General features: G+C 37.4%; 40 protein-coding genes and 1 other RNA gene. 3 read left to right on the plus strand and 38 right to left on the minus strand.

From position 1 onward, the window contains the following. Window position 1: 1 nt before the first annotated feature. The 34 genes from DAHG_RS04345 to DAHG_RS21100 form a co-directional block, all read right to left on the minus strand. Complete coding sequence (locus DAHG_RS04345) at window positions 2-2386, minus strand: phage tail tape measure protein (RefSeq protein ID WP_022937106.1); 2385 nt, start codon at window positions 2384-2386, stop codon at window positions 2-4. Further along, on the minus strand, window positions 2376-2561 hold the full coding sequence (locus tag DAHG_RS04350; RefSeq protein ID WP_022937107.1) for a hypothetical protein: 186 nt from the start codon (window positions 2559-2561) through the stop codon (window positions 2376-2378). The genes DAHG_RS04345 and DAHG_RS04350 overlap by 11 nt, the downstream gene beginning before the upstream one ends. Window positions 2562-2656: 95 nt before the next feature. Beyond that, on the minus strand, window positions 2657-2959 hold the full coding sequence (locus DAHG_RS04355) for a hypothetical protein (RefSeq protein WP_022937108.1): 303 nt from the start codon (window positions 2957-2959) through the stop codon (window positions 2657-2659). Then, complete coding sequence (locus DAHG_RS04360; protein ID WP_022937109.1) at window positions 2959-3510, minus strand: hypothetical protein; 552 nt, start codon at window positions 3508-3510, stop codon at window positions 2959-2961. The genes DAHG_RS04355 and DAHG_RS04360 overlap by 1 nt, the downstream gene beginning before the upstream one ends. Window positions 3511-3513: 3 nt before the next feature. Continuing rightward, window positions 3514-3837: a hypothetical protein gene (locus DAHG_RS04365; RefSeq protein ID WP_022937110.1), complete on the minus strand. Its 324-nt coding sequence runs from the start codon at window positions 3835-3837 to the stop codon at window positions 3514-3516. Continuing rightward, window positions 3834-4205: an HK97 gp10 family phage protein gene (locus tag DAHG_RS04370; protein WP_022937111.1), complete on the minus strand. Its 372-nt coding sequence runs from the start codon at window positions 4203-4205 to the stop codon at window positions 3834-3836. The genes DAHG_RS04365 and DAHG_RS04370 overlap by 4 nt, the downstream gene beginning before the upstream one ends. A gap of 2 nt (window positions 4206-4207) precedes the next feature. Then, the gene (locus tag DAHG_RS18760) at window positions 4208-4498 is read right to left on the minus strand and encodes a hypothetical protein (RefSeq protein ID WP_022937112.1); all 291 of its coding nucleotides are present in this window, start codon (window positions 4496-4498) and stop codon (window positions 4208-4210) included. After that, window positions 4473-4757, minus strand: coding sequence for a head-tail connector protein (locus DAHG_RS04380; protein ID WP_022937113.1), 285 nt, complete (start codon window positions 4755-4757; stop codon window positions 4473-4475). Before DAHG_RS04380 ends, DAHG_RS18760 begins: the two co-directional genes overlap by 26 nt. Further along, the gene (locus DAHG_RS04385; protein ID WP_022937114.1) at window positions 4757-4963 is read right to left on the minus strand and encodes a X2-like carbohydrate binding domain-containing protein; all 207 of its coding nucleotides are present in this window, start codon (window positions 4961-4963) and stop codon (window positions 4757-4759) included. The genes DAHG_RS04380 and DAHG_RS04385 overlap by 1 nt, the downstream gene beginning before the upstream one ends. Before the next feature lie 50 nt (window positions 4964-5013). Beyond that, on the minus strand, window positions 5014-6240 hold the full coding sequence (locus tag DAHG_RS04390) for a phage major capsid protein (protein WP_022937115.1): 1227 nt from the start codon (window positions 6238-6240) through the stop codon (window positions 5014-5016). Beyond that, window positions 6233-6949 carry a head maturation protease, ClpP-related gene (locus DAHG_RS04395; protein ID WP_022937116.1) on the minus strand — a complete coding sequence of 239 codons (717 nt, stop codon included), beginning with the start codon at window positions 6947-6949 and terminating at the stop codon, window positions 6233-6235. Before DAHG_RS04395 ends, DAHG_RS04390 begins: the two co-directional genes overlap by 8 nt. 2 nt (window positions 6950-6951) lie before the next feature. Further along, window positions 6952-8118 carry a phage portal protein gene (locus DAHG_RS04400; RefSeq protein ID WP_022937117.1) on the minus strand — a complete coding sequence of 389 codons (1167 nt, stop codon included), beginning with the start codon at window positions 8116-8118 and terminating at the stop codon, window positions 6952-6954. 14 nt (window positions 8119-8132) lie between these two features. After that, window positions 8133-9803, minus strand: coding sequence for a terminase large subunit (locus DAHG_RS04405; RefSeq protein ID WP_022937118.1), 1671 nt, complete (start codon window positions 9801-9803; stop codon window positions 8133-8135). Then, window positions 9800-10174, minus strand: coding sequence for a hypothetical protein (locus DAHG_RS04410; RefSeq protein ID WP_022937119.1), 375 nt, complete (start codon window positions 10172-10174; stop codon window positions 9800-9802). The genes DAHG_RS04405 and DAHG_RS04410 overlap by 4 nt, the downstream gene beginning before the upstream one ends. A gap of 46 nt (window positions 10175-10220) precedes the next feature. Then, window positions 10221-10547 carry an HNH endonuclease gene (locus DAHG_RS04415; RefSeq protein ID WP_022937120.1) on the minus strand — a complete coding sequence of 109 codons (327 nt, stop codon included), beginning with the start codon at window positions 10545-10547 and terminating at the stop codon, window positions 10221-10223. Between the two features lie 184 nt (window positions 10548-10731). After that, window positions 10732-10941, minus strand: coding sequence for a hypothetical protein (locus DAHG_RS04420; RefSeq protein ID WP_034456526.1), 210 nt, complete (start codon window positions 10939-10941; stop codon window positions 10732-10734). Between the two features lie 147 nt (window positions 10942-11088). After that, a complete protein-coding gene (locus tag DAHG_RS04425) occupies window positions 11089-11529 on the minus strand; it encodes a hypothetical protein (RefSeq protein ID WP_022937122.1) in 441 nt (146 codons plus the stop codon). Window positions 11530-11557: 28 nt separating this feature from the next. Beyond that, window positions 11558-11998 (minus strand): hypothetical protein, encoded by a 441-nt coding sequence (locus tag DAHG_RS04430; RefSeq protein WP_022937123.1) that lies wholly within the window; start codon window positions 11996-11998, stop codon window positions 11558-11560. Between the two features lie 53 nt (window positions 11999-12051). Further along, the gene (locus DAHG_RS04440) at window positions 12052-12723 is read right to left on the minus strand and encodes a hypothetical protein (RefSeq protein ID WP_022937124.1); all 672 of its coding nucleotides are present in this window, start codon (window positions 12721-12723) and stop codon (window positions 12052-12054) included. A 5-nt stretch (window positions 12724-12728) separates the two neighbouring features. Continuing rightward, window positions 12729-12920: a hypothetical protein gene (locus tag DAHG_RS21580; protein ID WP_026880811.1), complete on the minus strand. Its 192-nt coding sequence runs from the start codon at window positions 12918-12920 to the stop codon at window positions 12729-12731. A 137-nt stretch (window positions 12921-13057) separates the two neighbouring features. Continuing rightward, on the minus strand, window positions 13058-13897 hold the full coding sequence (locus tag DAHG_RS04450; protein ID WP_022937126.1) for a tyrosine-type recombinase/integrase: 840 nt from the start codon (window positions 13895-13897) through the stop codon (window positions 13058-13060). A 29-nt stretch (window positions 13898-13926) separates the two neighbouring features. Further along, the gene (locus DAHG_RS04455) at window positions 13927-14349 is read right to left on the minus strand and encodes a restriction endonuclease subunit S (protein WP_022937127.1); all 423 of its coding nucleotides are present in this window, start codon (window positions 14347-14349) and stop codon (window positions 13927-13929) included. After that, the gene (locus tag DAHG_RS04460; protein WP_034456625.1) at window positions 14342-14968 is read right to left on the minus strand and encodes a hypothetical protein; all 627 of its coding nucleotides are present in this window, start codon (window positions 14966-14968) and stop codon (window positions 14342-14344) included. Before DAHG_RS04460 ends, DAHG_RS04455 begins: the two co-directional genes overlap by 8 nt. Before the next feature lie 5 nt (window positions 14969-14973). Further along, window positions 14974-15825, minus strand: coding sequence for a hypothetical protein (locus tag DAHG_RS04465; RefSeq protein WP_161650504.1), 852 nt, complete (start codon window positions 15823-15825; stop codon window positions 14974-14976). Continuing rightward, entirely contained in the window at window positions 15785-16309 is a 525-nt protein-coding gene (locus DAHG_RS18765; protein WP_235696025.1) for a ThiF family adenylyltransferase, read from the minus strand. Before DAHG_RS18765 ends, DAHG_RS04465 begins: the two co-directional genes overlap by 41 nt. Beyond that, window positions 16248-16463, minus strand: coding sequence for a ubiquitin-activating E1 family protein (locus tag DAHG_RS21840; RefSeq protein ID WP_235696026.1), 216 nt, complete (start codon window positions 16461-16463; stop codon window positions 16248-16250). Before DAHG_RS21840 ends, DAHG_RS18765 begins: the two co-directional genes overlap by 62 nt. Before the next feature lie 3 nt (window positions 16464-16466). Next, window positions 16467-16805, minus strand: a complete 339-nt coding sequence (locus DAHG_RS04475) for a hypothetical protein (RefSeq protein WP_022937131.1) — start codon at window positions 16803-16805, stop codon at window positions 16467-16469. 1 nt (window position 16806) lies between these two features. Continuing rightward, the gene (locus tag DAHG_RS04480; protein ID WP_022937132.1) at window positions 16807-17805 is read right to left on the minus strand and encodes a hypothetical protein; all 999 of its coding nucleotides are present in this window, start codon (window positions 17803-17805) and stop codon (window positions 16807-16809) included. Window position 17806: 1 nt separating this feature from the next. After that, window positions 17807-18760: a DnaD domain protein gene (locus DAHG_RS20445; RefSeq protein ID WP_022937133.1), complete on the minus strand. Its 954-nt coding sequence runs from the start codon at window positions 18758-18760 to the stop codon at window positions 17807-17809. Between the two features lie 8 nt (window positions 18761-18768). Next, complete coding sequence (locus tag DAHG_RS04490; RefSeq protein ID WP_022937134.1) at window positions 18769-19110, minus strand: hypothetical protein; 342 nt, start codon at window positions 19108-19110, stop codon at window positions 18769-18771. 14 nt (window positions 19111-19124) lie between these two features. Beyond that, window positions 19125-19577, minus strand: coding sequence for a 3D domain-containing protein (locus tag DAHG_RS20450; RefSeq protein WP_205408099.1), 453 nt, complete (start codon window positions 19575-19577; stop codon window positions 19125-19127). Window positions 19578-19650: 73 nt separating this feature from the next. Beyond that, window positions 19651-19821 carry a hypothetical protein gene (locus DAHG_RS21095; RefSeq protein ID WP_022937136.1) on the minus strand — a complete coding sequence of 57 codons (171 nt, stop codon included), beginning with the start codon at window positions 19819-19821 and terminating at the stop codon, window positions 19651-19653. A gap of 228 nt (window positions 19822-20049) precedes the next feature. Further along, a complete protein-coding gene (locus tag DAHG_RS04505; RefSeq protein ID WP_022937137.1) occupies window positions 20050-20262 on the minus strand; it encodes a hypothetical protein in 213 nt (70 codons plus the stop codon). A gap of 339 nt (window positions 20263-20601) precedes the next feature. After that, on the minus strand, window positions 20602-20778 hold the full coding sequence (locus DAHG_RS21100; protein ID WP_022937139.1) for a hypothetical protein: 177 nt from the start codon (window positions 20776-20778) through the stop codon (window positions 20602-20604). Window positions 20779-21150: 372 nt separating this feature from the next. Between DAHG_RS21100 and DAHG_RS04520 the strand changes: the two genes are divergently transcribed. Continuing rightward, complete coding sequence (locus DAHG_RS04520; RefSeq protein ID WP_022937140.1) at window positions 21151-21471, plus strand: hypothetical protein; 321 nt, start codon at window positions 21151-21153, stop codon at window positions 21469-21471. Here DAHG_RS04520 and DAHG_RS04525 read toward each other — a convergent pair. Next, a complete protein-coding gene (locus DAHG_RS04525) occupies window positions 21458-21817 on the minus strand; it encodes a hypothetical protein (RefSeq protein ID WP_022937141.1) in 360 nt (119 codons plus the stop codon). The two genes, DAHG_RS04520 and DAHG_RS04525, sit on opposite strands and share 14 nt — an antisense overlap. 390 nt (window positions 21818-22207) lie before the next feature. Continuing rightward, entirely contained in the window at window positions 22208-22465 is a 258-nt protein-coding gene (locus DAHG_RS18780; RefSeq protein ID WP_022937143.1) for a helix-turn-helix domain-containing protein, read from the minus strand. Between the two features lie 127 nt (window positions 22466-22592). Between DAHG_RS18780 and DAHG_RS20455 the strand changes: the two genes are divergently transcribed. Both DAHG_RS20455 and DAHG_RS04550 read left to right on the plus strand, forming a co-directional pair. Continuing rightward, window positions 22593-23207 (plus strand): LexA family protein, encoded by a 615-nt coding sequence (locus tag DAHG_RS20455; protein WP_022937144.1) that lies wholly within the window; start codon window positions 22593-22595, stop codon window positions 23205-23207. A gap of 461 nt (window positions 23208-23668) precedes the next feature. Then, window positions 23669-24883 (plus strand): site-specific integrase, encoded by a 1215-nt coding sequence (locus DAHG_RS04550; RefSeq protein ID WP_022937146.1) that lies wholly within the window; start codon window positions 23669-23671, stop codon window positions 24881-24883. Between the two features lie 103 nt (window positions 24884-24986). Here the strand turns inward: DAHG_RS04550 and ssrA are convergent. Next, window positions 24987-25366, minus strand: a transfer-messenger RNA (tmRNA) gene (gene ssrA, locus DAHG_RS20850). Between the two features lie 45 nt (window positions 25367-25411). Then, window positions 25412-25861, minus strand: coding sequence for an SsrA-binding protein SmpB (smpB, locus tag DAHG_RS04555; RefSeq protein WP_022937147.1), 450 nt, complete (start codon window positions 25859-25861; stop codon window positions 25412-25414). Between the last annotated feature and the right edge of the window lies 1 nt (window position 25862).

The raw sequence follows: 25862 nt of genomic DNA on the forward strand, positions 1-25862 counted from the left end.
TCTAAACCCCCAACGCAAGTTTCTTAAGTTCCCTTGCCGTCTTTCGAGCCATGCCGGCTTCATCAAGCTTATCGGTGTAAATGTTTTGAGTAACACTAATGCCGCCCTTTCCAGATCCGTTGCGGATTTCTTCCGCCTGCTTAGCTGGAACGATCATTTCACCCTTATGTACGATTGCACGATAGCCATCAAACGGTACATTCCATAGTCCTGCGGCATGGCTACCATCAGCATCTCGACCGTTCTTTGACCCTGAGCCACCGGCCATCTCATCATTTGCTGACCGCCAAAACATCAACTTATCTAACAGCCAATTTACTTTTTCAGATACCCAACTGCTTAAATCGTTCCAAATTGACTTCATACCTTCCCATACATTTTGAAAAAGCTTTTTACCGGCATTTAAAAAGTCAGATGCAAATCCAACAATATCATTGAGTATATTTTGAATTTTATTGACGATCCATTCTACAATCTTCCCGAATATTTCCATAATGCCGTCGAACATTACAGCAAACAAGTTACAGATACCATTCACTATATCTCCGACGAGCTGCTGCAAGGCAATCCACAAGCCTTCCCAGTCACCACTGAATAAGGCTATGAACACCTCAACTAAATCCATGATTATTTTTAGAGCGGTATCGATGATTACTTTAATACCATCAAACACAAAAGAAAAATTCTCCTGAATGAACTGGAGAATTTCGCTGATTCTTTGTTTTATTAATTCCCATAACTGAAGGATATTGTCTCGGAACTCTTCGTTTGTGTTCCACAAATACAAGAACGCTGCTACAAGCGCGCCGATTGCTGCAATGATAGCAAGTATCGGTGCTGCCGGCAACGAGATAGCACCAGCAAGGCTAGGAAAAAGCTTGTTAACAAGTGGCGTAATATTCGATATCAGCTTGCCAAACATTCCAGACAACCCCGAAACCGCGATAAATGCGGGGCCGATGGCCGCCACGATACCACCAATTAATATAATGATTTTCTGAGCACCTTTCGGCATGCTGTTAAATCTATCCATGAGCAGTTTGAATTTATCTGCTAATGACTTTAAAATCGGTCCGATTGTTTTAGCGATAATCTCCCCTAAATCGTGCAACGCAAGCTGAAACGTTTGCATTGCAAGCTGCGTATCGTCAACCTCATCAACTATCATGCCATAAGTTCCCTCTAGTGTGCCTTGAGAGTTAACTAATTCATTAATGAAATCCTGATACTCAAATTTACCTTGAGCGATTGCATCTTTTAATTCCGGGCCAGCCTTGTTGCCAAATGTTTCCATTGCTAAAGATATGGCATCAACGTCATTGCCGGCATCCGCTAACGATTTGATTTCGTTAACTACATTACCGATTTCTGCCTTTGCATCTTTACCATCATTTGTAAAGCTTACAACGGCTTTTTTCATGCCGGCAAGAGCTGACTCGACATTGACACCTTCCACTTCCCACTTAGCAAGCATTCCGATAGCTTCATCATTTGCAAAGCCTAATTCTTTGAGTGCTGCACCATTTTTTGTATAGCCGTCTGCCAGCGATAAAACATCTTTGCCAGATATCTGCGCTGCCTTTGATAGCATGTCTAAGGTTTTTCCATAGTCCTCAGTCGGGATATCGGCATTTTTCATCATTCGTGTTACCGACTGAATACCGCTGACTACATCGACACCATTGATTTTACTAAATTGTAAGGCCAGTATAGACGCGTTTTCCAGTTCATCACCGTTTAATCCTAATCGCGTGTTTAATTCACCGACCGCACCGCCGATATTAGCAAAGTCATCGGGTATCTGCTGAGCCACATTCTCATAGACATTTTGTAGCTGTTTTGCTTGTTCGCCAGTTGCACCGGTCGCAGTCATTATACGGTCTAAACCTTCATCGACTGCGTTCATGGCTGCGATACTTCCGGCAGCAATGCCGGCCATCGCCGCTGTCACTGGCAACATGGCATTGCCTAGTTCACCGGTCTTTTTGCTGAATGCTTCAACATGGACTCCCATCTTCTCAAGTGTCACATTACAGTTTTTTAGCTGATTTTCATAGCTTTCAAGTTTGCTTTTTGTCTTTACGATTTCATCTTGTAGGTCTCTGAATTCCTTACTGTCAACATTGCCCTGTTCGGCTACCATCTTTTTTTGTGCATCTGTCAGTGCATTTAGTTTAGATTTTGTTGTTTCTACCTGCTCACCTAATAGCTTTTGCTTACGCTCTAAAAGTTCAGTATTTGATGGATCGAGTTTTAATAAGTTTTGGACATTACGCAGTTCTCTTTGAGTGTTGGATAAATCCTTGTTAACGTCTTTTAGGCTCTTGGTTATACCGTTGGTATCAGCACCCAATACAACGGTGATACCTTCAACCTTACTCGCCAATGCCACCACCTCCCTTTATCGCTCTTTCTACTGCTTCATAATCTGTATCAACAATTTCTAACCGTTTGGCATTCTCCAAATATTCTTGCCCTGCTTCTGTCTTTTCCAGATTATAGATAAAGGCATCACGCTGGTAGAGCAAAAATTCATCAATGCGCAAATCCCATAATTGCAAAAAGTTTAGTCCAGTATAATCGCTGACAATTTTAAAATTAAGTGTAGAAATATCATATCCCTCACTATCCTTATCGGTAGGATAATAAGGGATTTTTAGTTTGGGTCATTGGCTACCTCACCAACAAATTCTACATACGATTTAATAAATTCAAACAAGTTGTCCATTGAAAAAATCGCAATGTCAGTTTCTTTCACTGTTCGCTTACCCTTGTTGTTTCTTAGAATTTTCAATACCAGCTGCTTGATGTCACTCATCTTCATTTTTTCTTTATCAAACGATTCTAATTCTTCAAGTAAATTAAGTTGTGGCGGCAATAACAGCAGCGTATATTTATCACTGATTTTTACTTTAAGTGTCCGCTCGTTGTTATGTGTAAAATCAAAAAATCGATCCATTATGCTGCCACCTCTACTTTATTGCCTAATTGCAATTTTATTTTAGTTCCGGCATCATCAAGCGCTTCACCTTTTACCTCTAAATCAACGACTGTCGCGCCATCTTGCTTAAACGCTAGTTCAAATCCTTTTTGGTTAACACCTACCACAGTTGCCCGCACTGGGCGCAAAGGGTTGCTGTTAACAAAATGAAATAGGTGTGTCTTACCATCGTGATTTCCTACGCCGCCGATCAGCACCGTTTCGACACCATCTTTTTCTGAAACTCTTGCGGTCGAAGTTAGCAGTTTGAAGGTATCACCAATTAAAGTCATCAAGCCACTCTTAAAAATAGCTTCATCAGAGTTGAAGATGACTACCGTTACTTCGTTGAGGTCACTCGTTTCTTCGTTGAGTGTTGGTGTGTATGTTACGGTGGCACCACCTTTAATTGCACCTACAAGGTTTTCTTCTGTTTCAATTTCTTCATTTTCAGGTATAACGCCTGTAAATTCTTTGTGATACAGCTTTCCACTGCCAAGTATTACATCCTTTTTCTTAGGTTTGCTCATGTTTTAATCCTCCTTTATGATTAAAAAAGAGAACGTGAAGGATGTCAGGAAACGCTTCTCGCTCTCTAAATAAATTGTTTCTGATTGTTCGACATCTACACCGGTCAACAAATCAAGTATCTTGTTTTCTACTGATACCTCTTTATTCCTTGTGTAGAGTTCGATTGTGTAACTGTATTCAATCAATTCACTACCTTCATCACTTCCGCTGATGGTTGCAGAATAAGTGTAAATTAAATAGTCTTTCGTTTGCTTTTGCTTAAATAGGTTATAAGCAACTGGCAATCCGATTGTTTCTAATGCCTTGCTTAGTTCTAATGGGTTCATTCAAATTCCCCCTTTATGTCCTCTAACAAGAGTTCATTGTACTTTTCTTCATTTCTTTTGATGTGCGGGAATTTACGCGTCATCTTAGTACCACCAGCAGTACGGTGCCCGTTCTCCAAAAGGTGTGTAAGTTCTGGGCGCGTGGTATTTGCACCCTTTATTTTGACGTAGTCTTTGCCAAGCGTAACTTTTGCTTTCCAGCCTTTAGCATATTTACCCGTTTTTTTAGGAGCGTCACTTTTTATAGCCTCTACCATTTCTTTTCCACGCTTCTTGACATGCTCATTGATTTTATTACTTTTATCATCGGACCACTTGTTTAATTCGCTCATCACAGAGCTGCTTAAATCATCAACATCAATTTTCATGGCTAAACCTCATTACAATATAGTTCGTATTTATCTGATTTTTCATCATAATACGTCCTATAAACGGCTTGTACTTCATGGTTAAATAAAACCATATTTTCGTTGTGATAATCAGCAAAGAAAACCCTGAACATCTTTGATGCCTTTAAGCCGTTGACAGCTGCTTTGTAAAATTCATTACTACCGATTGAACATACTTCAGCAAAAACAGTTCGGCTATCAGCAATATTGGCATTGCCGTCCGCATCATAGGATAGACTAACTTCGTTAAATAATTGTATCGTTGTTTCCATATTCACTCCTCGATAATGCCAATGACGCTACTTGCGTGTCGTATGATTTTTGTAACTTTTCAGAATTTGGGTTATTCCCAAAATACGCTTTGCAATACGTCTTGACTGCTTGTTCGATAAGCGGATCAGTATCATCATATTTGATACCATTACGAATTAAATCACGTTTGCACGCCTCCATCAACGGTTTAATGTCTGGTTCGTCAAAATCATCACAGCTTATCCGCAGAACACACTTTACTTTTTCCAACAGATCCATTATTCAGTATCCACCACAATAATTTTCAGCGGTACATTACCTTTGTCAGTGATGACAGTTAAATTCTTTTCACCTACTGATAAAGTTTCAAGATATTCAACTGTGAAGCTGATTGTTCCGTTTTCGATAGTATAGTTTGCTGGATTTACTGTTGCTGTGTGATTTTTAATGGCAGAAACATTGCCTTCAGCAACAACAAAAGTCACCGGGTTATTGCTTCCTTTAATGTAGGTGACTTCTGCCGTTTCTGTTGTTGCTAAGCTTTTTTTAATTCCAAGTAAGCAAATGCTTTTTCTGTGCGAATATCGCCATCCATGATTGCATAGGCGATATAGTCCGTGGTGCGTAGTTTTTTATGATCTTCCTGATCCAGCGTCATTTGCTTATTGATATTAAGGTGGTATCCCTTGTTAGCATTACCAAACAACAATGTATCCACAGAATCGTCCTCCTCGACTACGAAGCCAAACAAACGACCTACTCCGCCAGCTGTTGTATCTGCTACAAAATAAGGTCTGCCTGTTGTATCCTTTACATTTGCCAGAGTACCCCAGATAAAGTTACTAGTTGCATAAAATTTTGCTCCTTTTTTATAAATACCTTTAACCTTCGCAATCATATTGGTGATATTTTCATAGGTCAGCGTTGCTGTGGACTCAACCTCAACGACCTGTGGTTTATTTGTTTGTGCCAACAGGGCGGTTTTAATACCTCTAGGTTCGTCTTTGTCGCTTGACTCTGATGCCGCTTTGCCTTTGCCACTAAACACACCATATGCAGCTGCTACGCCCATCTTTTCAGCCAGCATTGACTGAATAAATGGAATAAATTCATCAACGGCCATTTCTTTCAATTTCCATGATACGGTAATATCTCTTGCCAGTTCACAGCCATGAAGCGTAGCTTTACCAAATGTTTCGCTTCCTTCCTCAATCTCTGTATCTTCATCATACCACGCGGCTGAAGAAGATGTTTCTGATTTTAGTACAGTCAGCGCACCCTTAACCGATGTTTTTAATACATCAGCGTATAAAGGATAAACTTCGCCTACTTCTTTCCAGATGCCAGCAACAATTGTTTCTGGGATCAGGATTGCATGTGTTCCGGTCGTTAATACATCATTGTTTAGATTTTTATTAACTTCATCCATTCTTGTCTGCTCATCATCAGTCAAGCGTAAATTCATCATGGTTTTAGCCCATGCATTCGTGTAGATGTCATCTTCTTTCTTATCCTCATGCATCACAGCAAATGGCTTTCCATCAGAAAGGTTTGTCCCTTTGTTATTAATGTTAGTGACAACTTCATTGTCCTTTAGTGCTTCAATATTGGCCGCCGCTCTGCATGCATTTTCAAACTCTCCGTCCAAGTCTTTTACTTCTTGTACTTTAGCTTCTGCCTCGACTGTTTTTCCGGCATCAAGAAGCATGCTTGCTTCATTCATTAATTCCTTGCGTTTGTTTAAATACTGTTCTTTATTCATAGATTTTCCCTCCTATTTTTAATAAGTTTAATTTTGCTTCAATTTCTTTTTTCTTCTGATGCTGCACTAAAAAATCAGCTTCTTCCGGCTGATTGTTTTTAAATATACGATTTAGCACTTCATCAGGTACGCTCACTAACGAGTTGCTGTATGCTGGCTTTTTAAAGTTAGTTATACTCCAAGCATGCTTGTCTGTAAACATCACTTCATCGGCCAGTTTAAGCGATACTGCACGCTGTGCATCAATCCATGTTTCCTGATCCATCATTTCAAGAGCTTCAGCTTCGCTCATGCCTGTCTTTGCAACATAAGCGGCAGCTATCGTTTTATTTGCTGTTTTTAGCGCATCTCTTTCATGCTCCATTACCCGATAATCACCCGATGCATATGATGACACATTATGCACCATCATAAGTGCTGTCGGACTGATTTCACAATACCCGGCCATAGCTATCACAGATGCTGCTGATGCTGCTAGACCCTGTACCTGGATACGCACTTTACCAGGATAGTTTCGCAATTCGGTATATATCTCTGATGCAGAAAACACATCACCGCCACCGGAATTGATTTTGACAATCAAATCATCACCAGAAGCCTGTTTAATCAATTTTCTGACAATTGATGGACTGGTACACGTTTCACCAAACCATTCATAGTACCATACATCATCATCCGAGCAAATAACACCTTTAATTTCAATATCCATCTTTATTCACCTCCTTCCTTAACAACTTGCGTGTCAAGTCTTCTGATTGGCTTGTCTCCGCCTTCTGTTGGAGTCATACCTAATACAGCGCGCCATTCGTTTGGTGTCATTGCTCCCCGATCCACCATTTGCACCATGTTTAATTTTGTTGACATAGATGCGTATTGTAGGTTAGATGCTTCAAAAACGATTTCATTTCCAGTGCCGATTTCTCTGCGTGTAAAAAGTCTTCGTGTGAATGTCTGAGACAGCTGTATCAGATCCGCTTCTATACACCCTTCATAGTACGCAGTCCATTCATCTTCTGTAAATTTATTCTGGATAATTTTCTCATTGATGTTAAAAAAAGAATACAACCTATTTATCGTGCGATCCATCTGTGCCGCGTTTGGTACATAATCTTTCGGATCAATCTGTATTGCCTCAACCTTGTTATCGATGCCGGCTGCTCCCATTGCATCTGTTTCAAAGGACAAATAATCGTCAACAAATTGCTTTGTGTTTCTTTTTATATCGTCTGGCCGCAGCGAGTTATTAAATTTTAGCAACCACTTAATAATGCCACTGTTTTTGATTGCCTTGACAATACCTTGATCAGTTGTAGTAACAATTTCCATCAGCGGTTTCAATACCTCGATTGGACTGTCACCAAAAATATCATTGTTGTTATAGTCGTTTTTAAGATGAATAATGTCCGTATATGGATAGGTTACTGTTTTCCCGTTCATCATCATACAACGTAGATATAAATACCCATGACTGTCATATAATGCCTCACAGTTGATGGCTGGTATCGGATAAAGCTCCGTAGGATAATTGTTACTATCTCTGTTGATATAAATAAAGGCATTGTTGTTTAATTGATACTGATTCATGACCTTTTCGACCATCTGCTGGAAAGTCATATAAGGATTTGGATACTTTAGCAGCATCTTGATATATGGCTCTGGATTGACTTTTATATCCCCGTTAGCATCTGTTCGGATATGCTTAGCTAATGCTTTGCCTACTGCTTTTGTCTTTGGTCTGATGCAGGCACGTATAAGATCAGATTGATACATTTTACCGTTCCATGCATAAAAACCATTTCCGTTTGATGTCACCATTTCGAATCGTGTCACCGTTTCTGACTTATTAAAAAATTCAGCAATTCTATTAAATAATCCCATGCTTCACCTCCTTCCTAGATTAATGTCAGATATTCATCGCGCTTGTCGCCATAAACGACATAAGCATTTAAAAAACCAATTGTGCCATCTATGCGTTTGCGCACATCAAGTCCTTTAACTGGCTGTATGTTGTTATTGATATCTGTCTTGATTTCTGTATTCGCAAGGCACATCTTGTCAATTGGGTTGTCATTGTAAACAATGAGTTTTGCATCAAGATCGGCTTTAAAAGATTTCATCGGACTGCTTAATGTCTTCGCTCCCTGCCGAACCGGTATCATAGCATCTCTACCAAATTCATTTTTAAAGGCCTCCAACACTGATACATCGACATGCCACGGATCGTATCCGATATAGAGAACGTATATGTCATGTACATCTCGTAACTCTTTATACCATTCAAGCACATCATAAAAACTGATTTTATAACCTTTTGAAACCCTTAAATAGCCTTGACGTTCCCACAACTCATACGGGGCGCTATCTTCATTGCTCCGCTGAATCAGTGTTTCTTCAGGCAGCCAATACATTGATACATAATATAAATGATTATCGTTTGGCCGCATGCATAAGGCCTTAGCGTTAGTTAGATCTGTGGTGTCTGAACCGTCAAAGCCACCGATACAATATCTAAATGCCATCTTGTTAAGGTCAAATTTTGTCGTGTTATTTAATGTCTTGTATGTTAACCATGCGCTTGCAGATGTTTCTGTCATGTTGAAATCTTTAACCATCACTGTTGCCTTAAATGCTGGATCACTTTTTGCTTTTTCAACATATCCTCTTAATTTATCAATTGACTTGATTGTACCAAGCCCTGGGTTTGCTTTTATCCAGCAGCTTTCCTTATCCCACTCGTCCCGGTCATCAAGTTCATAAATCAATGGTAGGAAGCGTTCATCTATCACCTTTCCTTGATCGTATGAATCTAGGACTTTGATCGCATACGCATATTGAGTGTCATAAATGGAATTGCGAACAAATCCATTTGTAGTAATGCAGTTAAGCAACGGCTGAAAACGAGCTGACATTGATTGCTTCATTAAGTCGTAAAGGTCACGTTTTTGTATAGCGGCCAACTCGTCAATAACTACAAAGTGACCATTTAATCCATCCAATGAATTACTGTTACTAGCAAGTGCTTGCATGGTACCGAAGTTCATATCGCACCAAATGTCAGATTGACGCTTGCGAAGATATTTCTTTAACATCTCCGACTGCATGATCATTTTATGAGCTTCTGAAAATCCTTTTTTTGCTTGATCTAACTTTGTAGCGATAAAATAAACTTCTGGTGATCCTTCGCCATCACCAAGTATCATATAATTGGCATCAGCTGCCAACTCAGTAGTTTTACCATTCTTACGGCCACGAATATCCAGCACTTCTTGATATTGGCGTTCACCGGTTTCTACATGTATAAAGCCAAAAACAGCTTGATGTTTGGCTTTTTGAAATAATTCTAATTTTAACGGTTTCCCTCTGTTTCGACCTTGTGCCTGTTTGCAGAAAGTTTCAATAAACTCAATGGGTTCATTCGCTCTTTCTATGTCAAATATCCAGGGCTTGTATTTTTCCGGATGCTGAAGCTTATCTAATAGATGAGCATACACTTGTTTAATTCTATGACATGCGTTTATTTCCCCACTTAGTACAGCATTTGCATATTCTTCTAAATATGTCATGATTTCTTTTTCTTTAAAAATTCCTGAAGCTCATCAAGTTGCTTTGCTTCAGGAACAATATCAATTAACGATTTCATAATTGCTGTATAACTCTTAACAAAAGAATTATAACTTTTCGCTGCTGGGTGTTCACGCACAAAACTTTGTTTTCCTTGCTCAAACTTTTCTACATAACCATTTTCGTTAGTTTCAGCTTGTAGTTCTTCCATCGCTACTTCGATGTATGCAAGCTGTGAAATCATAGATAACACAAATTCTTTTTTGTTTGCTGCTACATCTTTAAAGAGTTTCGCATATTTCGTTTTCTTCTTCTTAATTCTTGTATCTCTGAGGGTTTTCTCTGTTAACCCCCCCTCCTCTGTTTTTTTCACGCGGTTTTTTTGACCTCCTCTCTACGGTCTCCATAAAGTACCCCCACTAGCTGTCAATGGGGGGAGTATCCTCTATAATGTTACCGTCAGCATCGAACTTGTATCCAGCAGTTAACGCGCTCCTATCATGCCAGTGTCTTTTTTTGTGGCACTCATAGCACAGAGTGACTAGCTTATCCGGATTCAATGCGATGTCCGCATCATCAATGTTAGATGCAGTCAATGTAATTAAGTGATGCACCTCTAGTCCCGGCGTTATCCTTCCGGCTTTTAAACAGTCTTGGCATAGTCCGTTATCACGGCTATACACATAGTCACGAACACGTTGCCAGCGTTTACTTTTATAAAATCGTTTAGCAAATGGTTGAGCCATTAAGATATCCTTCTGCTCCTGCTGTCATAGCACCAATTGCTCGATACCTCGTGATCCGCTGCTGCCTGATTTTGCTGCTGCTTTAATATCTTCAATCTTTCAGCGTGATACATCTTGTATTGCCGGCATTGTCCATGACAGTCAATGTTCCGATTATCGCATTTATAACAAGGCACATCTTTGTTCATGATTCTGCTAACAATAACTTAGCAGCTTGTCTTGATGTCCAGCAAACACGATCATCAAGCATGTTGATTATCTCGTTATAAATAAAGTCAATGCCATAGCATGTCTTTGCTGACATGTTATAGATCATACTGACCGTACTCCATATCATTGAGACTGGTTCGCCAGTTCTCGCCCTTACTTCTTCGACAAAATTTTTATCTATCATAGTTGTTTTACCTTTCACCGGGGTTGCCGGGTAATAAAAAAGGTAGCGCATTGGCTACCTAAAAATAAAAGAGCCGTGTTCGGCTCTTATGTGCAAGGATCAAACCTTGTAGGTTTTTCCTTCCTCGATTACGATTATACATCAAAATCACTTGTGGTTACCTACAAACTTTAACATTTTTTCTAGAGAACGGTCAATAATATGCTTTATCGTGTTTTCATGGCAAGGTAATACACTTGCTATCCACGCATTAGTTGCCTTAACACTTACGATATACTTGTATTTGATTACTTTGTACTCCTTTTCATCAAGTACAGATAACCTTTCCTCGATCCACTCTTTTCTCTGCTGCCACGCTTGCAATCTGACTGTATTAAGCTTAATGCTCTCATTCAAAGCATTTATATTAACTTTATATGGATCACCCGCATTTTCGTAAATCACATCTTTATACGATGCGCTTGATATACCATACTTAGCAATTTGTGCTTCTTCTATTTCCTGCTCGTATCTGTAACACATATCAATGATTTTTCGATAACTTCTCAGCTCATTTTCAAGATACTCTCTTTCATCTTTATAATTCATGCTAGCCTCTCACACGCATCATTGTGTATCAATACCATGACCTGTGTTTCTCGCTAATCCATTCCATGCCGTCGTATTCTTCAATTTCCCATTCAATATCATCAGGTATCTCAACAATTTCTAAACTAGACAGAGGGCTACTTACGAATTCACTGCCTTTTTCTACTATTAAATTAATTAAATCGGTATCCGTTCGCCATCTCCAATCGTTACCACGAATTATGTATTTGTAAAATTCGTCCGATTGCTCGTCATTTTCTGGAATGAACACATCGCCAAAATCATTGCATATTGCAGCAACAAATAAATTATTGTTACTTGCATCTGTTTTGGTATAAGTATATTTGTCAGAATCATCGAATGTCATTTCATAGAAACAAATTGTTTCACCTTTTCTCTGCATCAATTCTTCTAATGCAATATTACTGATCCAAAAGCCTCCATATTTCCTATTTATGATTATTTTCATTTGTCAAAACCGCCTTTTGTAACTCACTGTTTACTTGATATTCATATATCAATTCATTCATCACCGAGAACCTCCGAATACTCTTTTAACACTCGTTCTCGGTTGGCTTCTGCTTCTGCTTTAGTTTTGAAATACCAGCCACATTTGAGCATTGCTAAATCATTTTTATATGTTTCAAAAAAGTTTGTTGAATAAGTATCTCCATCACAATCAATAGACCAAACCAATTCACGATCTTTAGGTTTCCACGGTGTTTTTTGTACTTTATAAGAACCGTTTAAAAAACCATAGTAGATTGAACGATGAAGTTTATCTAACTTATCATATAAACAACCATTTTTAAAATAGTAAGGACTATCAGGCAATTTAGAACCTTCATTAATAATATTAAACTTTTCACCTTCCTCAATACCCCAATACTGCATGAGGTATTCAAGTGGTGTAAGCTTATCTTTCTTTTCTTCTCTATCAAATTTATATTCTATGATTTCCTTTTCGCATGCATCAAAATATTCTTTACAATCAACAAATATAGTGCTTTTACCACAATTATTGCAAAGCTTGTAACATGACTCATTACCATTTAAATCAAAATTGGTTTCATTATCACAACTTCCTAACCAATGATACCCAAGTTCATGAGCCTTTTTAATAAACTCCATTGCCTTTTCTGGTGTATCGCAATGGAATACAGTATTGTCTGCTATTAAATGTTCAATTTTCATGTTTTTTACCTCTCTACTTTTGTTAATCCGTCTATTGCATAGCCACCACTATAATCTTCAAGCAAAACGCAAATAGTTCCACATATATTAAAGGGTTCGCTTCGCACTGTGAATACAGTGTTTTTATATTTATCTGCTACTCGATACTTTTCATTCATTATAACTTCGTCACCAATTTTAATTGTTTCCTTTTTCATATTTCCTCCGTGTTTTCCCATGCAAAATAACCTCATAATTATCTTGCATGCTTGATTGTTAACTTTCAGCCCACGATACAGGGCTTATTTTCACTTTTTCAGCCGTCAATACTTTTTATAAAAACAAGGGTGTTTTTTCAGTACTTCAGACCTTCTAATTTCTTCTTTTTTTCTTCATCCGTCGATACCAAATAGATCCTCGTTGTTTCCAGAGACTCATGCCCCAGCAAATCAGCAAGCTCTGCAAGTCCATTGCTGTTTTCTTTTAAAAACTGCTTGGCAAACAAATGTCGGAAACTGTGCGGGTGAATCTTGCTTTTTTTTATCTTAAGCTCACTGGCCAGCCTTTGTAGTCGCCGCCAGATGGTTGATGCCGCCATTTGCTTACCCTTGACTTTGCCGGGGAAGATTGTACCTGTTCTGATGTTGCTGTTCCGGCAGTATTTCCTCAGCTCACGCGCCAAGTCCTGACGGATGGGCACAGTGCGGATTTTTCCTTTGTTGTCAATCTGGAGATAATTGCTTTTCAAATTTTCAACTGTAAAGTATTTCAACTCGCCAACGCGAATGCCGGTGTTTGCCAGCACTTTCATAATGAGATAAGTATCAAATTGATCTCTCGACTTTGCTTTCCTTAACAGGCGGTTGTATTCTTCCGGCGTAAGCACATCGGACAAGCTGCTCTTGCGCTGCACCTTCAGCTGCTTAACACGCAGCTCCGGCGCACCGATCCACTTTAGATACTTATTCATAACAACAATATACAAGCTGATCGTTGCCGGCCTGTATCCACTACCAAGCAGCATTTCCTTATATGCCAATGTGTGTGACTTAGTAATCTCAAAGTCCTCAGGCAGCATATCAACAAACCGGCGCACACCATGCTCGTATTTCTTAAGCGTGTTTACTGATTTCTCACTGCACTTCTGGTCAAGTAAAAACTCGGCAATGGCATTTTCAAAATCTTTCTTTTTCATATTCACCTACCTTTTGGTCCTCAACTTCTTTAAACCACCATATTCTCTAACATGAATCTCTTTAAATTTTTAATTTCTTCTACTGCACGTTTTTCATTTTCAATAGCAAGTTCATTTTGCTGTAAACATTTGGCTATCTTATATTGATCGTCAATATCATGGATGCTTAGTTTCATGTGATAAAGTGTGTCAACCTGAATATTTATACCACTCTGATATTTTGCTAAAAATTCAGGTAATTCTTTTTCGATTGAATAATATAGGTATTTGGGAGCAAATTCTATTTTCGGTATGATTACAGCATATTTGGTGTCAACATATTCATCTTCGTCCAAATACATTATTTGCCCTTTGGTTGCGCTGAAGCTAAGATAAAATTTATCCTCACCGTGCAAATGGATTACATCACGGATGACATTAAGACGATCAAATAGGATTAACTCATTATCCATTTACGATATCTTTCAGAGTCTTGTTATCAGTGATTAATAAGTGATACGGAAATTCGTTTGCTGACAGGTAAGCAAAATAATCAACAGTGTTTTTAAATGACTTTATATCATTGACCGTGTTGTGTGTATACTGTGTAAAAATTATATTTTCTAAAGCTTTTATATAGTCACAGTCACTGATTTTTCGCGGTGCTGATCCAATGCAAATCATATTGTTTCCAAGCATGTTAGGCATTGGGTATCTATACAATTTTGTATTTGTCCCATCAAACTGTTTATAGGCAAATGCTTTGATACTATCAACAGTGCCGGCATTTTGATACATGATATATAAAGCGTTGGGAAAATGTATTTTATAAGCTTTATCCTTATATGTTACTATGCGAATATGCTCTGGCTGGTTTATCAGAATACTACCGAAATCGTCTGATGCGCCAATAATGCTTGAGTGTAGTAAATATGGTTTAGCATGGTTGTTTGCATATGGATTAGTTGTATAATCATTTATCTTTTTTACTATCTCCTTTAATGGAGCGCTCAAAAAATATTCTTGATTACTTATTTTGTTTACCTCAAGTATTTCCGCTTCCTCGTTAATGTCTGATATTCTAATTATCATCTCTTTCAAAATAGCACCTCCACGTCGCTTTTTTTAATACTCATAATCGTGTCCACTAGGCTATATCTACTTCCTATATCACCAAATGCCGAAAATATAGTGTTGTATTCGGAATAGTTGTTTATTGGGTCATTGGTGATGCTCTTAATCAAATCTAGCATTTGTGCCATGTCTTCTTTATCAAGGTCAACGAGTGTGTTTCCTTCGCCGCTCATGTAGTCCAAGTAGCATACGACAAAGTCATCGTCAGTGACCTGTATAGCCTTAAATAAATCCATTGCCTGCACAAATTCGTTGTAATGCTCACCACCATCAGATTCCGGATATTTCATATGCACATAATACAGTTCAGCATCGCTTTGATTATCTGCCAACCTGTCAATTTCTTCTCTTGCTTGCTTTTTGCTCAATCTGGGGTTGGTGATAATGTCAAGCACCTCTCGATATTCGCCGCCAATCTCGCTTTCAAGCCATTCAGCAGCGTTTAATAGAGATTTATCCTCACTAAGATTAAAGTAGACATCTGCCAAAAAATAAATTGGATTACAATACTCATTTACAATTCCAGGCTCTTTTACTATGCACTTGAGTATCAGTGCCAGAATCGGGCACATGTCATAATCGATATCTAAATACTGCTCTAAATGGTACGCAAATGCCAAATCTTCAAAGATATATCCCATATCATCCACATCAAGATCATTATCAATTGCCGCTTGCCTTAAATTATCAATTAATGATTTTGCAAACTCTTGATCTAAGCAGCGTTCAAATAAAAATTTTAAGATTTGTCCGCCTTCACCGAGTTTGATATTTTTAGAAATGTATTTCCTCAAATTGCTTAACAACAGTGACACCTTCTTTCAGCTCATTCGCCATGATGCAGCTGCAATGTTCTAATAAAGAAGTGGCCATCTTTAAATTTGTCACTAGATACTGAATATTGCCGGCAGCAAGTTCTTGACAGCTCTTTTCTGCTGGATGATCTTTATTCTCCAGTGTATAGGTTTCACTTCTTATCGCACCGTAGGTAACTTGATTAACATTCAATGCCGCGTAGACATTGCCGTCATACTCTGAATTAGCACTGTCTATGTAAACTGCATTTTTTAAATGCCTGAAGGTTTGCTCTAACAAAATGCGAGTGGCATCATTATCAACGCAGCCTATAAGTATCGGATAAAATTCTTTGCGCTGATCGATAAACTCAATCAGTTCATTTCTAGTCACATACTTATCAATCGCCTCGCACAATTCGCCATGAAATGTATTGATTTTCTTAGCAAGAGCTATCGCCTTGTTTTCGCCAATGTCTTGTGGTTGAAATGCTTGGCGTTTCATATTTTTTTTGCTCAACTTGATCTCCGTCAACGATTACCATTTTACTTGATGTGTTTAAAAGCAACTTCGGTAAATCTCTTGCCAGTAAGGAGCCGGTACCGCCGGTTCCTATAATGACAAAGAGTTTTTTATACTTTATGTTTTCTATTTTCATAGTTTAACCTTTTTTATGCTGCTGAAAGGTTGGAACAAGTACGTTATCAGCTTCGATTAAGTCATAAGACACTTTTCCAGAAAACTCATAAAACTGATGGTTAAGCATAGCACTGGTAATCTCATCAGCGGTATATTCCTTGCCCTCCTCAAAGATATGGCTAACGTCAATGTTCTGAGCGGCATAATACAGTGTAAATGGGTATTTATACTTTTTCACTTCTACCGGTTGTGGTTCTTTCTTCGCTTCCGGTTTTTTACTTGTTTCTTTCTTTGGTTTTTCTTTCTTTGGTTCTACTACCTCAAATTCTTCCTCATCTAACATTTCAAATAAATCATCCATCTTATTTTTCCTCCTTAGTTTCTGATTTTTTTACAGGCATCATATACCTTGCAAGCACATACCGATTATTGCGCATACCCTCATCGCAGATTAACATTCGGGCGCCAAAAATCACCGATACATCGTCTTCTTTCATCAATGAAGTAATCTTTATTAATCTAGCAACATCATAAGATAGGTCAGCGGCTTCACCCTCTATTTCTGCATTGACCTGTATTGCCAGTTCGTTACTTTGTTCGCCGGCATACAATTTGATACCTTTACTATTAGTGCTGATGGTTACATATTTTGAATATTCTTTTATCAGTTTCAATGCTTGAATCATCTCATCACGAGGCAACTTAGCTTTTAACAGCGGTTCATCATCCATTTTGACGTCTGGCAGCTTTTGTTCTATCAACACTGTATAAAAGCTGCGGCCGGCAGTTTTTGATACAAGCATCTTACCGTTTGTCTGAAGCCTCATCGTTTCGGTATCAAGTATATGTTTAAATGCTTCTCCTGGCACATTGATTGGATTATCAAGACCGGTATCAGTGGTGTGAGTGTAAAACATAGTCCTATCAGAAGCTACAATCTTATCAGAGAATATGTTAACCCCTGATAGCTGTGGATACGTTGAGTCACTTCCAATAAATTGAGTACCTGGAAGCAAATCATCTAATTTGACTTGAATATCTACCATGTCATTAAGCGTTGGCGTGTAGACAGGATAATCAATCACATTGGCAAATTTTGCCTTGAGTCTAGTATTAGATACCTTGATCACGTTGTCCGTGAATTCCAGCGTGAAGTCACTGAGTTTTGATATAAACCCAAAATCTTTTGCGCTTAAAGTAAAAGATGCCGGTTCATCAGCTTCTTTACTCATCTTTGCGGCTCGAAGGATGCCCATGCCGGCACCGTCGAATGAGTGAAATTTGATTTTATCCTTATCCACTGTGATGGTGTTATATGGCATCGGATCATGAAATACCGATGAGTTCAATTTGATTTTCATTTTATTTTCCTTTCTTACTTATGTGTTCTTCTTTCCACATTTCGGCTAGCTCAGCTTTTAATTGCTCCACTTGTTCAGGAGTCAATTCTTCGTCGTCTGAGCTTTCAATTTCTTGCTGCTGCTCTTTATACCAATCCGGTATAGGTACAGCTGTTTTCTGATATACGGTTCCTTTCTGTCTCTTTTTCATGTGCTGCTTAGCACTTTCGGCATCCTTAATACCTGCTGCCTGCCAGTCTGCCAATACTTTGTTAATGTATTTAAATGACTTTGCTTTTTTGCTGATGGCTGTTTCAAGTGCCAGTAATACAACCTCATCATTAAATGTGTTCAGCCAATCATGTAAAGTTTGTAATTCGAGCTGTGACAATGGATTTCCAAATGATATTTCAAATGTCTCAAAAATATTTTTTAATCGCTCATTTGATTTCTTTACTTTACTTTTATTTACTTTACTTTCCTTTAGACTCTTAACATGATCATTCGCAAGGTCAACATGTTCATTCGCAAGCTCATAATTGTCAAAAAGTGCGACTTTAAAACAACCTTTGCATTCTTCATCTTGCAAAAGCCAATATTCCATATATACAGTTTTGTCACGACGCTCTGAAGCAACTGCCCAATAGCGCCGTTGGATACCTTTACTGGTTAGCACTCCCCACCTATCAAACAGCCCTTTATCAAAAAGACCAATTTGTAAGCAGTAGTCCACAGTCTCTTTGACTGTACCGGAACCAATGCCGCCGCCCATCTTACGTGCCGTAGATGCACAATCGTCATAGCCCCATTTATAAAAGTATCCTTCAGACCCATACGCCTTTTGACATAAATAAAAGTAAATTCCGAATCCATTCCAGCCTTGTGCATCAAGCAGCTTATCCATCTTGGTGTCATTGTCAAACAGATCCACAGACCAGCCAGCGTAATCTAGCTTTTTCTTAGGTTTGCCAGCCATAAGCTACCTCAGATACCACCTTCAGTTTCCTCGATCAGCAACTGTAAATTAATGTTTTCTCCTCTTGCCCTCATCCCTCGGCAATACTTAATCAACTGATTGATACCTCTTTTTTTGTAATCGTTTAAGGATCGTTCAATTTCTTTCGGATCAGACGTCAATTTATATCCTTTAACATTATCATGAGCGATGAAATCATCATGCAAATGGTTAAAGTATCCCTCGTTGTATTGCTCAACCAAGAGCCTGAACTCCCTGCCATCTTTGCTGATATGCTTATCGTATCTTTCATAAACTTCTTTAATCTCTTTCATCTTTTTCCAATCTGAAAGATTGATAATATCAATCATGGTAAATCACCACCCTACTCATAATTGAATACCTCTAACAACTGTCTACCAAATTGCAACGCTTCCTCGTGACTGTCCATAAAAATATCAATATGTTTGCCTTGCATCGCACCGCCGGTATCCTCGGCTATGTATGTATGTTCGTTAATAACAACCTCGGTACCATAGGGCAATATCTCAGGATCGACTCCGATTGTGCGACCTGCTGTTGGGTAGGTGCCTGAGGCCGTTAATTGCCCCTCTCTGCCACAGCAGATTGAGCAATGGCAATAAGCGGTAACATCAAACATGCCGAGCGATACAAGCTGTTTCTGTGGCTCTGCAAATGCAGGCTTATCTACCGGCACGATTATTTCACCGTTATGCTTCAGCTGATCGAGCTCCTGCGCCAGCTGCATATTCTGATTATGTAAGTAACTGATTTGTGATGTCTGCGTTTCAATAGTTTGGTTACAAGATGCGACCATCACGGTAGTGCCTAATGAATAGATAGTAAGCCCAAAAATGATCCAATTCTTGACGATTGGTTTACGTTTAAACTCAATCATTATCCTTATCCTCTGTGTAGATGCTTACAAGCTCAATCGCATCATTTAGTTTATCAACAGCGCGATCCAGTGTAATCGAATCCACGCATTTAGCCATCAATGATAGTGAGTGTTTGATGGCCTCCATGTCTTTTAATATTTTTTCAGTATTTAACTGTTCCATAATATTCCTTCCCTTCATGCCTTAAAGGCTTCATTATTAAAATTTCATAAATTTTTATGATAATTACTTGACGCAATTCTTTTAAAACAGAAAATCTTTAGTCAATACAATCAATAGTGTGATTATCGAAATGATAAGTGCTAACTTAGATTCTATGTATTTGCCATATGTTTTTTTAATTTATCTCTCATTTCATTCCTTCCTTACCTTATAAGGTTAGTTTGTTAGTTACTCAATTTCAGCTTCACTCAGATGGTCTATATAACTGTTTATAATAGACTTTGCTGTTTCTGCTTTTAATCTAAAGAGTTCCTTTTTATTGGGGTTCTTTATAAGCCTGCCGGCTTGACAATCAGCATTCAATACTACAAACGCTTCTGCAATTGACATCAAAGTTTTATTAAGTATGATGTCATTAAAGCGCGCATCAGTTTTGACCATTCTATTCCTCCTTGCTTTTTATGGCTGTGTTAAAATCATTTTGAGGTGATACTTACAACAATTAGAAAAAGAATACCGATTGTAATTGCATAATATGGATACCAGCTTTTAATCTCTGGTGTAAACTTTTTTACAAACCATATGCTTAATCCAACTATTAGGAATGTTATTAATGATACTATGAACATACTTACCCCCTTGCCTTTTTAGGCTTAATTGTTGTAATGACCGAATAAATCAATAAAGTCACATAATACGTTGCTAGATTGCTATAATAATTAAATTTGATTGATAATGAATTAGATAAAGAAATTCATATTGGTGATATAGCTAGAATTTCTAAAGATTCAGACACATACTTACAAGAAACACCCCAAACAGAATAATTCCTGTCACCGCTAACAGAAAACTAATTTCAAACTGTTTTCTATTAGATGGAATATCCTTATAATTAGGCATCAAACAATTTGCTAAGCAAATAAATGTTAGAGCAATCAATCCTATGGCGATTTCCATTCATACACTCCTTGCCTTTTACGGCTCTAATTGATATACTTTAGTTGATAATTTGTTAGAGTTATCAACCTTGAGACGCTACACTTTTGTCGGTTAGAGCGTCTCTTTTTTTGCGTACTGCGCTTTTCAAATACTTTTCTAAGTAACTTGACGGGATGCAGTGTCTTCTAGGTAGTCTAGATTCATCAATGTCGTATTCTTCTTTAACTGCTATCATGATTTCACTGGCTCTCGCACGCTTAACTCTGCAACGCTCTTGTATATCTTGTTTGTTAAATAAGTGTCCATAGCATCTGCTCCTTTCTTTGCTATGTTTATCTACCTTTCACCTTTTAATAATGCTATAATTTATTTGGGAAAGGGGGTGAAAATATGAATGATAAAATCATGGACTTGCATGATGTGTTCATCGAATTATCAGAAGCTAGTAAATGCGCAATAACTGACGAGGATGCTGTGAAATTAATGCATAAATACGATATTATTTTTGCTGGTGAAAAACATAATGAAATTAATTCGCTTGAACTTGTGCATACATTGAATGATTACTTTCACATCCATATAGACAACGATGAATTAACAGAACTAATTCCATCTGTCTGTGATGCAATGAAATTGAAATATCAAGGTATGAAAAGATTAGGTGATGAACAATCCAAAGTGCCTTATTGTTACAAAATTACTCTGTTTTAATTAATTCGAGTTTTTTGTCACCTTCAGCAATTGGTGATAAACCACACTTCTTTCTATATTCATTTAGAGTGATTTCACCATTTTCAAACTGTTTTTGATTATCAGAAACAGTTTTTTTCTTTGTTTTCATCTTACAGCCACCTAGAAAGTCAGCTGTATCAATAAGCAACCGCCGCGCTTGATTGAATGATAAATCATATTTATCAATCACATCTACTATTTCACGCATTGCAGCATGACCATTTATAATACCTTTGTATGTGTTTGCTTTTATATTCTTAAGTGACTCCTGGATAAACTCTCTTCCTTCAGCATTTAACTGATCGAGTGTTTTATTTTCTTGCATGAGATCCTCCTTGCCTTTTACGGCTCTAATTGATATACTTTAGTTGATAATAATGACATGTTATCAACTTTGAGATACTAGCTTTCCACGGCTGCGGTATCTCTTTTTTGTTGCTCGGCCGCTTCGATAGCTGCCAATTTTCGAATGCGATTTTCATCAATCATCAGATATTTTATAGCTGCTGCTGTTGGTACTTTGTCTTCACATGGCAGCAGCTTCCCACTCTCGATGATTTTCTGCTTTACTTTTTTTTAAGTTCCAACGCTTTACACGGCCCGCAGTCAAAAAGTATTTGGAAAGTAGCCGTTGATTGCTCAAGTAAATTGAGCACTGTCAATTTTTCCGATGCAGTGTGTATCCTCGATTTCTGTGGCATTATTACACCTCCTTTCAAACTTGCAAGCTGTGCATATCTAACTCGAAGTGTTTGCTTAAAGCGAACTTATCGCCTAAAAAAATAAGATCTTCTTTAATGCCGAATAATTCACTCAGTCTCCGCAACTCGCTGCCATTAGGGATAGTATTGTAATTTTCCCAATTCCAAACTGTTTTCTCAGAAACTCCCATGAATTTCGATACTTGTGCTATCGTTAAATTCTTATTTACTCGACAAGCTTTCAATGTAAATGTTGGAGCATTTTTTATCATTAACTCACCTCCTAGCATCATTATAGTTCGCTTAAAGTTTATTGTCAACTTAAAGTTGTAATTTTTTACTAATTACCATTGATTTAATTTGCTTAAAGTGATATAAAATATATAAGCGAGGTGCTATATGGAAAATTCAAGAGAAGTATTTGCAAAAAATTTAAGATATCAGTTAATGAAAAATAAAAAAAGCCAAAATGACCTTGCTCATGCCATTGGAGTCAGCAAGACTACTATATCTGAATGGCTTTCTGGTAAAAAATATCCAAGAGTAGATAAATTACAAACTATCGCAGACTATTTCGATATTTATAGATCAGATTTGACAGATGAAAAACAAGATTTATTGGCAACTAAATTACCAGTATATAAAAATATATCGAGTGATTTTCCCATTATGAATGATACGAATATCATAGGTACAGAGGACTTTCCGTCAGACTTAACAAAACCAACCGATTACTTTGCGTTATTGGATAATAGCAATACGATGATGCCTTTCAAGGGGATACAGCACATTGTAATTGCTAGGAAGCAAAATTATGCAAAAGATGGTGATATTGCAGTTGTATTAATAGATAATGATGATGCTATTATCAGACAAGTAAAAAAAGAAAAAGACCTTCTAATATTAAAAGCTAAAGATCCTGACATTGAAGATTTGTATTTCACTGAGGAGGCAATGAAAGTACATAACATAAGATTTATAGGCGTTGTAGAAGTTAGCCGAATCCATTGGTAACATGAAAAGGAGAACTTTTCAGTTCTCCAAGAAATATCTCGAGATAGCATTACTTATAAATTCCTTCTCAGCATCAGAAAGAACCCTATTTGTTATTATTTCAACAGTTAGTTTACTATAATTGACGGTTATCTGATGACAAAATTCGTTAACGATATACTTAATTTCTACACAGTGATTCATAGTTTCTCCATTCTGGGGTTTGTGGCAACTATAAATACTCGTGACGTCACTATTATATTCTATTGCATTAGGTCATTTTATAAAATAGGTAATATATGTAAAATTATATTTATAATCATTTATTTTGCAAATTTAAAAATCACTCCATGCTGCTAACAAGGAGTGAATCTGCGATACTACTAATATCGCTGGTACAATAAAAATTTGTTTTGCGAACTAGTTTTTTATTGTACCCAAATTGTATCAAATTTATATGAATTTAACAAGGAGGGTTTCGTATGATCGAGAAAGTAAAAGTAAAAGTAAAAACCGGTAAACTTGACAAGGAAGGCAAGCCACTTTATAAAGAAGTCGAAAAATACAGATTCAGATACTACTACACAACCATCACGGGACAAAGACGGCAAAAGAATAGCAAACGTTATGATACTATCAAATTGGCTAAAAAAGCTGAAGAAGATTTTATTGCCAACCATTTAAACCAAACAACAGCAAGTGGAGTAAAATTTTCTACTTTATTAACTATGTACAAAAATGATATGATCAATAACAATGAAGAGACAACCTTAGTAACCAAGATGAGTAAAATAAAGGGACACATAGAACCTTATTTCAAAGATTTAATGATTGAAAATATTACACCGTTAACTATTAGACAATGGCAAGATACGATGTATTCTAAAGAATATGTTAAAGAAACCATTAAGCAGAAAGGCAAACCAGATATTAAAGTCATGGCAAAATTCAAAAAGAGTTATCTAATGGAATTACACACTTTGTTAACTACTATACTTGAATATGGTGTTACTTATTACGGTTTACTGAAAAATCCAGCTAAAGTACAAGGTAATTTCAAGAGAAAAAAAATTGAAGTTTCAGCAGATAAAGATGAAGAAAATTATTTCACAATCGAAGAGTTTAATTTATTTATTAAATTTGTACCAGAAGCATATTCTGACTTCTTTAACTTCATGTATTATACAGGTTGCCGTCCTGGTGAAGTGTTCGCCCTTACATGGGACAAATACAACGGAAAGTCTATAAATATAAATCAATCTCTAAGCCGTAAAGCATTAAAAGGCGGATACATACTAAAAAGCCCTAAAAATGAAGCTTCAATCCGAGTAATTGATTTATCTAAAAATATAATAGAAATTCTCAATAAGAGAAAATTGAAAGAAGAGAAAAAATACGGCTTCAATGACAACTGGTTTATTTTTGGATCATATAAACCTCTCTCAGAAACCACTATACGAAGAGTTGCGGATAAAGCTATGTTAGCAGCCAACTTAAAACACATAACACTTCATGGCTTTCGACATTCTCACGCATCTTTGCTTATCAATGGAAATATGAATATTAAATTAATCTCATCAAGATTAGGACATTCTAGTGTTACTGAAACTCTTGACACTTATACGCATATGTTTCCAGAACAACGTGAAATTTGTGTTAATTACCTTAATGCTATATTTAATAAATTAGGCCAGTAAAATGACCTTTTTTAATATTTTATGTCTTTTTTTAAGACCTAAATAAGACCTAGACATTATCAGTATAATAAAAACGCCCAGTAAAAGGCGTTTATTTGTAACTTGGTGGAGCTGGCGGGAGTCGAACCCGCGTCCAAAAATAGTTCCTCGTACAGACGTCTACAGTTTATTTCATACTAGTTACTCAGCAAGTAGCGATGAACAAACTCTTCCTGAGGCGTTTGATGGAATTTTCATGATGCACTTCTCAAACAAAGGTACACCCCTATCCTTTATCTCTTACACCCAAACCAAGCCTAAAGGCAAAACCTGATTGGACGGCTGCAAACCAGTTGTTAGGTTAATTAAGCAGCAAAAGCAACTTGACGGTTTCCACCGAATAAGTTTGCTAAGAAATTTTTTCCAGTTATTTTTTAAGCCTTTACGTAGCGACACGACTGCAGTCTGCACCAAACATATCCCTGTCGAAACCATGACAGCCCCATGTTGTTGCCTACATATTATAACATAGGCAAGGGTATTTTCAACTTAATAATGACTTCTTAATGCTTTCTCAATTTCACGCTTGGCATCTCGTTCTTTCTCACTGTTGCGCTTATCATGCAGATCCTTACCTTTCGCAAGGGCAATTTCCACTTTCAAGCGCCCTTTACTCAAGTATACGGACAATGGCACGATCGTATACCCCTTCAGTTTAACCTTATCCTGAAGCTTTCGAATTTCCGTTTTATGAAGCAATAACTTACGCACCCTTGTTTCATCATGATTGAAACGATTGCCATATTCGTAAGGGGAAATATGCATTTCCTTAACAAATGCTTCATTGCCGGAAAAACTGATATATGAATCCTTCAGCTGGACATGGCCCAGTCTTACCGATTTAATTTCCGTTCCCTGCAGCACAATGCCGGCCTCATAGCGATCCTCAATGAAATAATCATGACGTGCCTTACGATTCTCTGCAATTAATTTCCCCATA

Origin of the sequence: Dielma fastidiosa (assembly GCF_000313565.1) — a bacterium.
In the GTDB taxonomy this organism is placed as follows: Bacteria; Bacillota_I; Bacilli_A; order Erysipelotrichales; family Erysipelotrichaceae; genus Dielma; species Dielma fastidiosa.

Excerpts from the sequence above, each read along its gene's own strand:
- DAHG_RS18760 (WP_022937112.1), bottom strand. The coding sequence starts at position 4,498 with ATGGAAACAACGATACAATTATTTAACGAAGTTAGTCTATCCTATGAT.
- DAHG_RS04365 (WP_022937110.1), bottom strand. The coding sequence starts at position 3,837 with ATGAACCCATTAGAACTAAGCAAGGCATTAGAAACAATCGGATTGCCA.
- DAHG_RS04390 (WP_022937115.1), bottom strand. The coding sequence starts at position 6,240 with ATGAATAAAGAACAGTATTTAAACAAACGCAAGGAATTAATGAATGAA.
- DAHG_RS04455 (WP_022937127.1), bottom strand. The coding sequence starts at position 14,349 with ATGGATAATGAGTTAATCCTATTTGATCGTCTTAATGTCATCCGTGAT.
- DAHG_RS04480 (WP_022937132.1), bottom strand. The coding sequence starts at position 17,805 with ATGAAAATCAAATTGAACTCATCGGTATTTCATGATCCGATGCCATAT.
- DAHG_RS04430 (WP_022937123.1), bottom strand. The coding sequence starts at position 11,998 with ATGAAAATAATCATAAATAGGAAATATGGAGGCTTTTGGATCAGTAAT.
- DAHG_RS04355 (WP_022937108.1), bottom strand. The coding sequence starts at position 2,959 with ATGGATCGATTTTTTGATTTTACACATAACAACGAGCGGACACTTAAA.
- DAHG_RS04490 (WP_022937134.1), bottom strand. The coding sequence starts at position 19,110 with ATGATTGATATTATCAATCTTTCAGATTGGAAAAAGATGAAAGAGATT.
- DAHG_RS21095 (WP_022937136.1), bottom strand. The coding sequence starts at position 19,821 with ATGGAACAGTTAAATACTGAAAAAATATTAAAAGACATGGAGGCCATC.
- DAHG_RS04415 (WP_022937120.1), bottom strand. The coding sequence starts at position 10,547 with ATGGCTCAACCATTTGCTAAACGATTTTATAAAAGTAAACGCTGGCAA.
- DAHG_RS04360 (WP_022937109.1), bottom strand. The coding sequence starts at position 3,510 with ATGAGCAAACCTAAGAAAAAGGATGTAATACTTGGCAGTGGAAAGCTG.
- smpB (WP_022937147.1), bottom strand. The coding sequence starts at position 25,861 with ATGGGGAAATTAATTGCAGAGAATCGTAAGGCACGTCATGATTATTTC.
- DAHG_RS21840 (WP_235696026.1), bottom strand. The coding sequence starts at position 16,463 with ATGAAAATAGAAAACATAAAGTATAAAAAACTCTTTGTCATTATAGGA.
- DAHG_RS04450 (WP_022937126.1), bottom strand. The coding sequence starts at position 13,897 with ATGAAAAAGAAAGATTTTGAAAATGCCATTGCCGAGTTTTTACTTGAC.
- DAHG_RS18765 (WP_235696025.1), bottom strand. The coding sequence starts at position 16,309 with ATGAAACGCCAAGCATTTCAACCACAAGACATTGGCGAAAACAAGGCG.
- DAHG_RS04370 (WP_022937111.1), bottom strand. The coding sequence starts at position 4,205 with ATGAAAATTGATGTTGATGATTTAAGCAGCTCTGTGATGAGCGAATTA.
- DAHG_RS04405 (WP_022937118.1), bottom strand. The coding sequence starts at position 9,803 with ATGACATATTTAGAAGAATATGCAAATGCTGTACTAAGTGGGGAAATA.
- DAHG_RS18780 (WP_022937143.1), bottom strand. The coding sequence starts at position 22,465 with ATGATAAAAAATGCTCCAACATTTACATTGAAAGCTTGTCGAGTAAAT.
- DAHG_RS20445 (WP_022937133.1), bottom strand. The coding sequence starts at position 18,760 with ATGGCTGGCAAACCTAAGAAAAAGCTAGATTACGCTGGCTGGTCTGTG.
- DAHG_RS20450 (WP_205408099.1), bottom strand. The coding sequence starts at position 19,577 with ATGGTCGCATCTTGTAACCAAACTATTGAAACGCAGACATCACAAATC.
- DAHG_RS04475 (WP_022937131.1), bottom strand. The coding sequence starts at position 16,805 with ATGGATGATTTATTTGAAATGTTAGATGAGGAAGAATTTGAGGTAGTA.
- DAHG_RS04520 (WP_022937140.1), top strand. The coding sequence starts at position 21,151 with ATGAATGATAAAATCATGGACTTGCATGATGTGTTCATCGAATTATCA.
- DAHG_RS04425 (WP_022937122.1), bottom strand. The coding sequence starts at position 11,529 with ATGAATTATAAAGATGAAAGAGAGTATCTTGAAAATGAGCTGAGAAGT.
- DAHG_RS04505 (WP_022937137.1), bottom strand. The coding sequence starts at position 20,262 with ATGGTCAAAACTGATGCGCGCTTTAATGACATCATACTTAATAAAACT.
- DAHG_RS04460 (WP_034456625.1), bottom strand. The coding sequence starts at position 14,968 with ATGATAATTAGAATATCAGACATTAACGAGGAAGCGGAAATACTTGAG.
- DAHG_RS04400 (WP_022937117.1), bottom strand. The coding sequence starts at position 8,118 with ATGGGATTATTTAATAGAATTGCTGAATTTTTTAATAAGTCAGAAACG.
- DAHG_RS04550 (WP_022937146.1), top strand. The coding sequence starts at position 23,669 with ATGATCGAGAAAGTAAAAGTAAAAGTAAAAACCGGTAAACTTGACAAG.
- DAHG_RS04440 (WP_022937124.1), bottom strand. The coding sequence starts at position 12,723 with ATGAAAATTGAACATTTAATAGCAGACAATACTGTATTCCATTGCGAT.
- DAHG_RS20455 (WP_022937144.1), top strand. The coding sequence starts at position 22,593 with ATGGAAAATTCAAGAGAAGTATTTGCAAAAAATTTAAGATATCAGTTA.
- DAHG_RS04380 (WP_022937113.1), bottom strand. The coding sequence starts at position 4,757 with ATGGATCTGTTGGAAAAAGTAAAGTGTGTTCTGCGGATAAGCTGTGAT.
- DAHG_RS04395 (WP_022937116.1), bottom strand. The coding sequence starts at position 6,949 with ATGGATATTGAAATTAAAGGTGTTATTTGCTCGGATGATGATGTATGG.
- DAHG_RS04420 (WP_034456526.1), bottom strand. The coding sequence starts at position 10,941 with ATGATAGATAAAAATTTTGTCGAAGAAGTAAGGGCGAGAACTGGCGAA.
- DAHG_RS21100 (WP_022937139.1), bottom strand. The coding sequence starts at position 20,778 with ATGGAAATCGCCATAGGATTGATTGCTCTAACATTTATTTGCTTAGCA.
- DAHG_RS21580 (WP_026880811.1), bottom strand. The coding sequence starts at position 12,920 with ATGAAAAAGGAAACAATTAAAATTGGTGACGAAGTTATAATGAATGAA.
- DAHG_RS04525 (WP_022937141.1), bottom strand. The coding sequence starts at position 21,817 with ATGCAAGAAAATAAAACACTCGATCAGTTAAATGCTGAAGGAAGAGAG.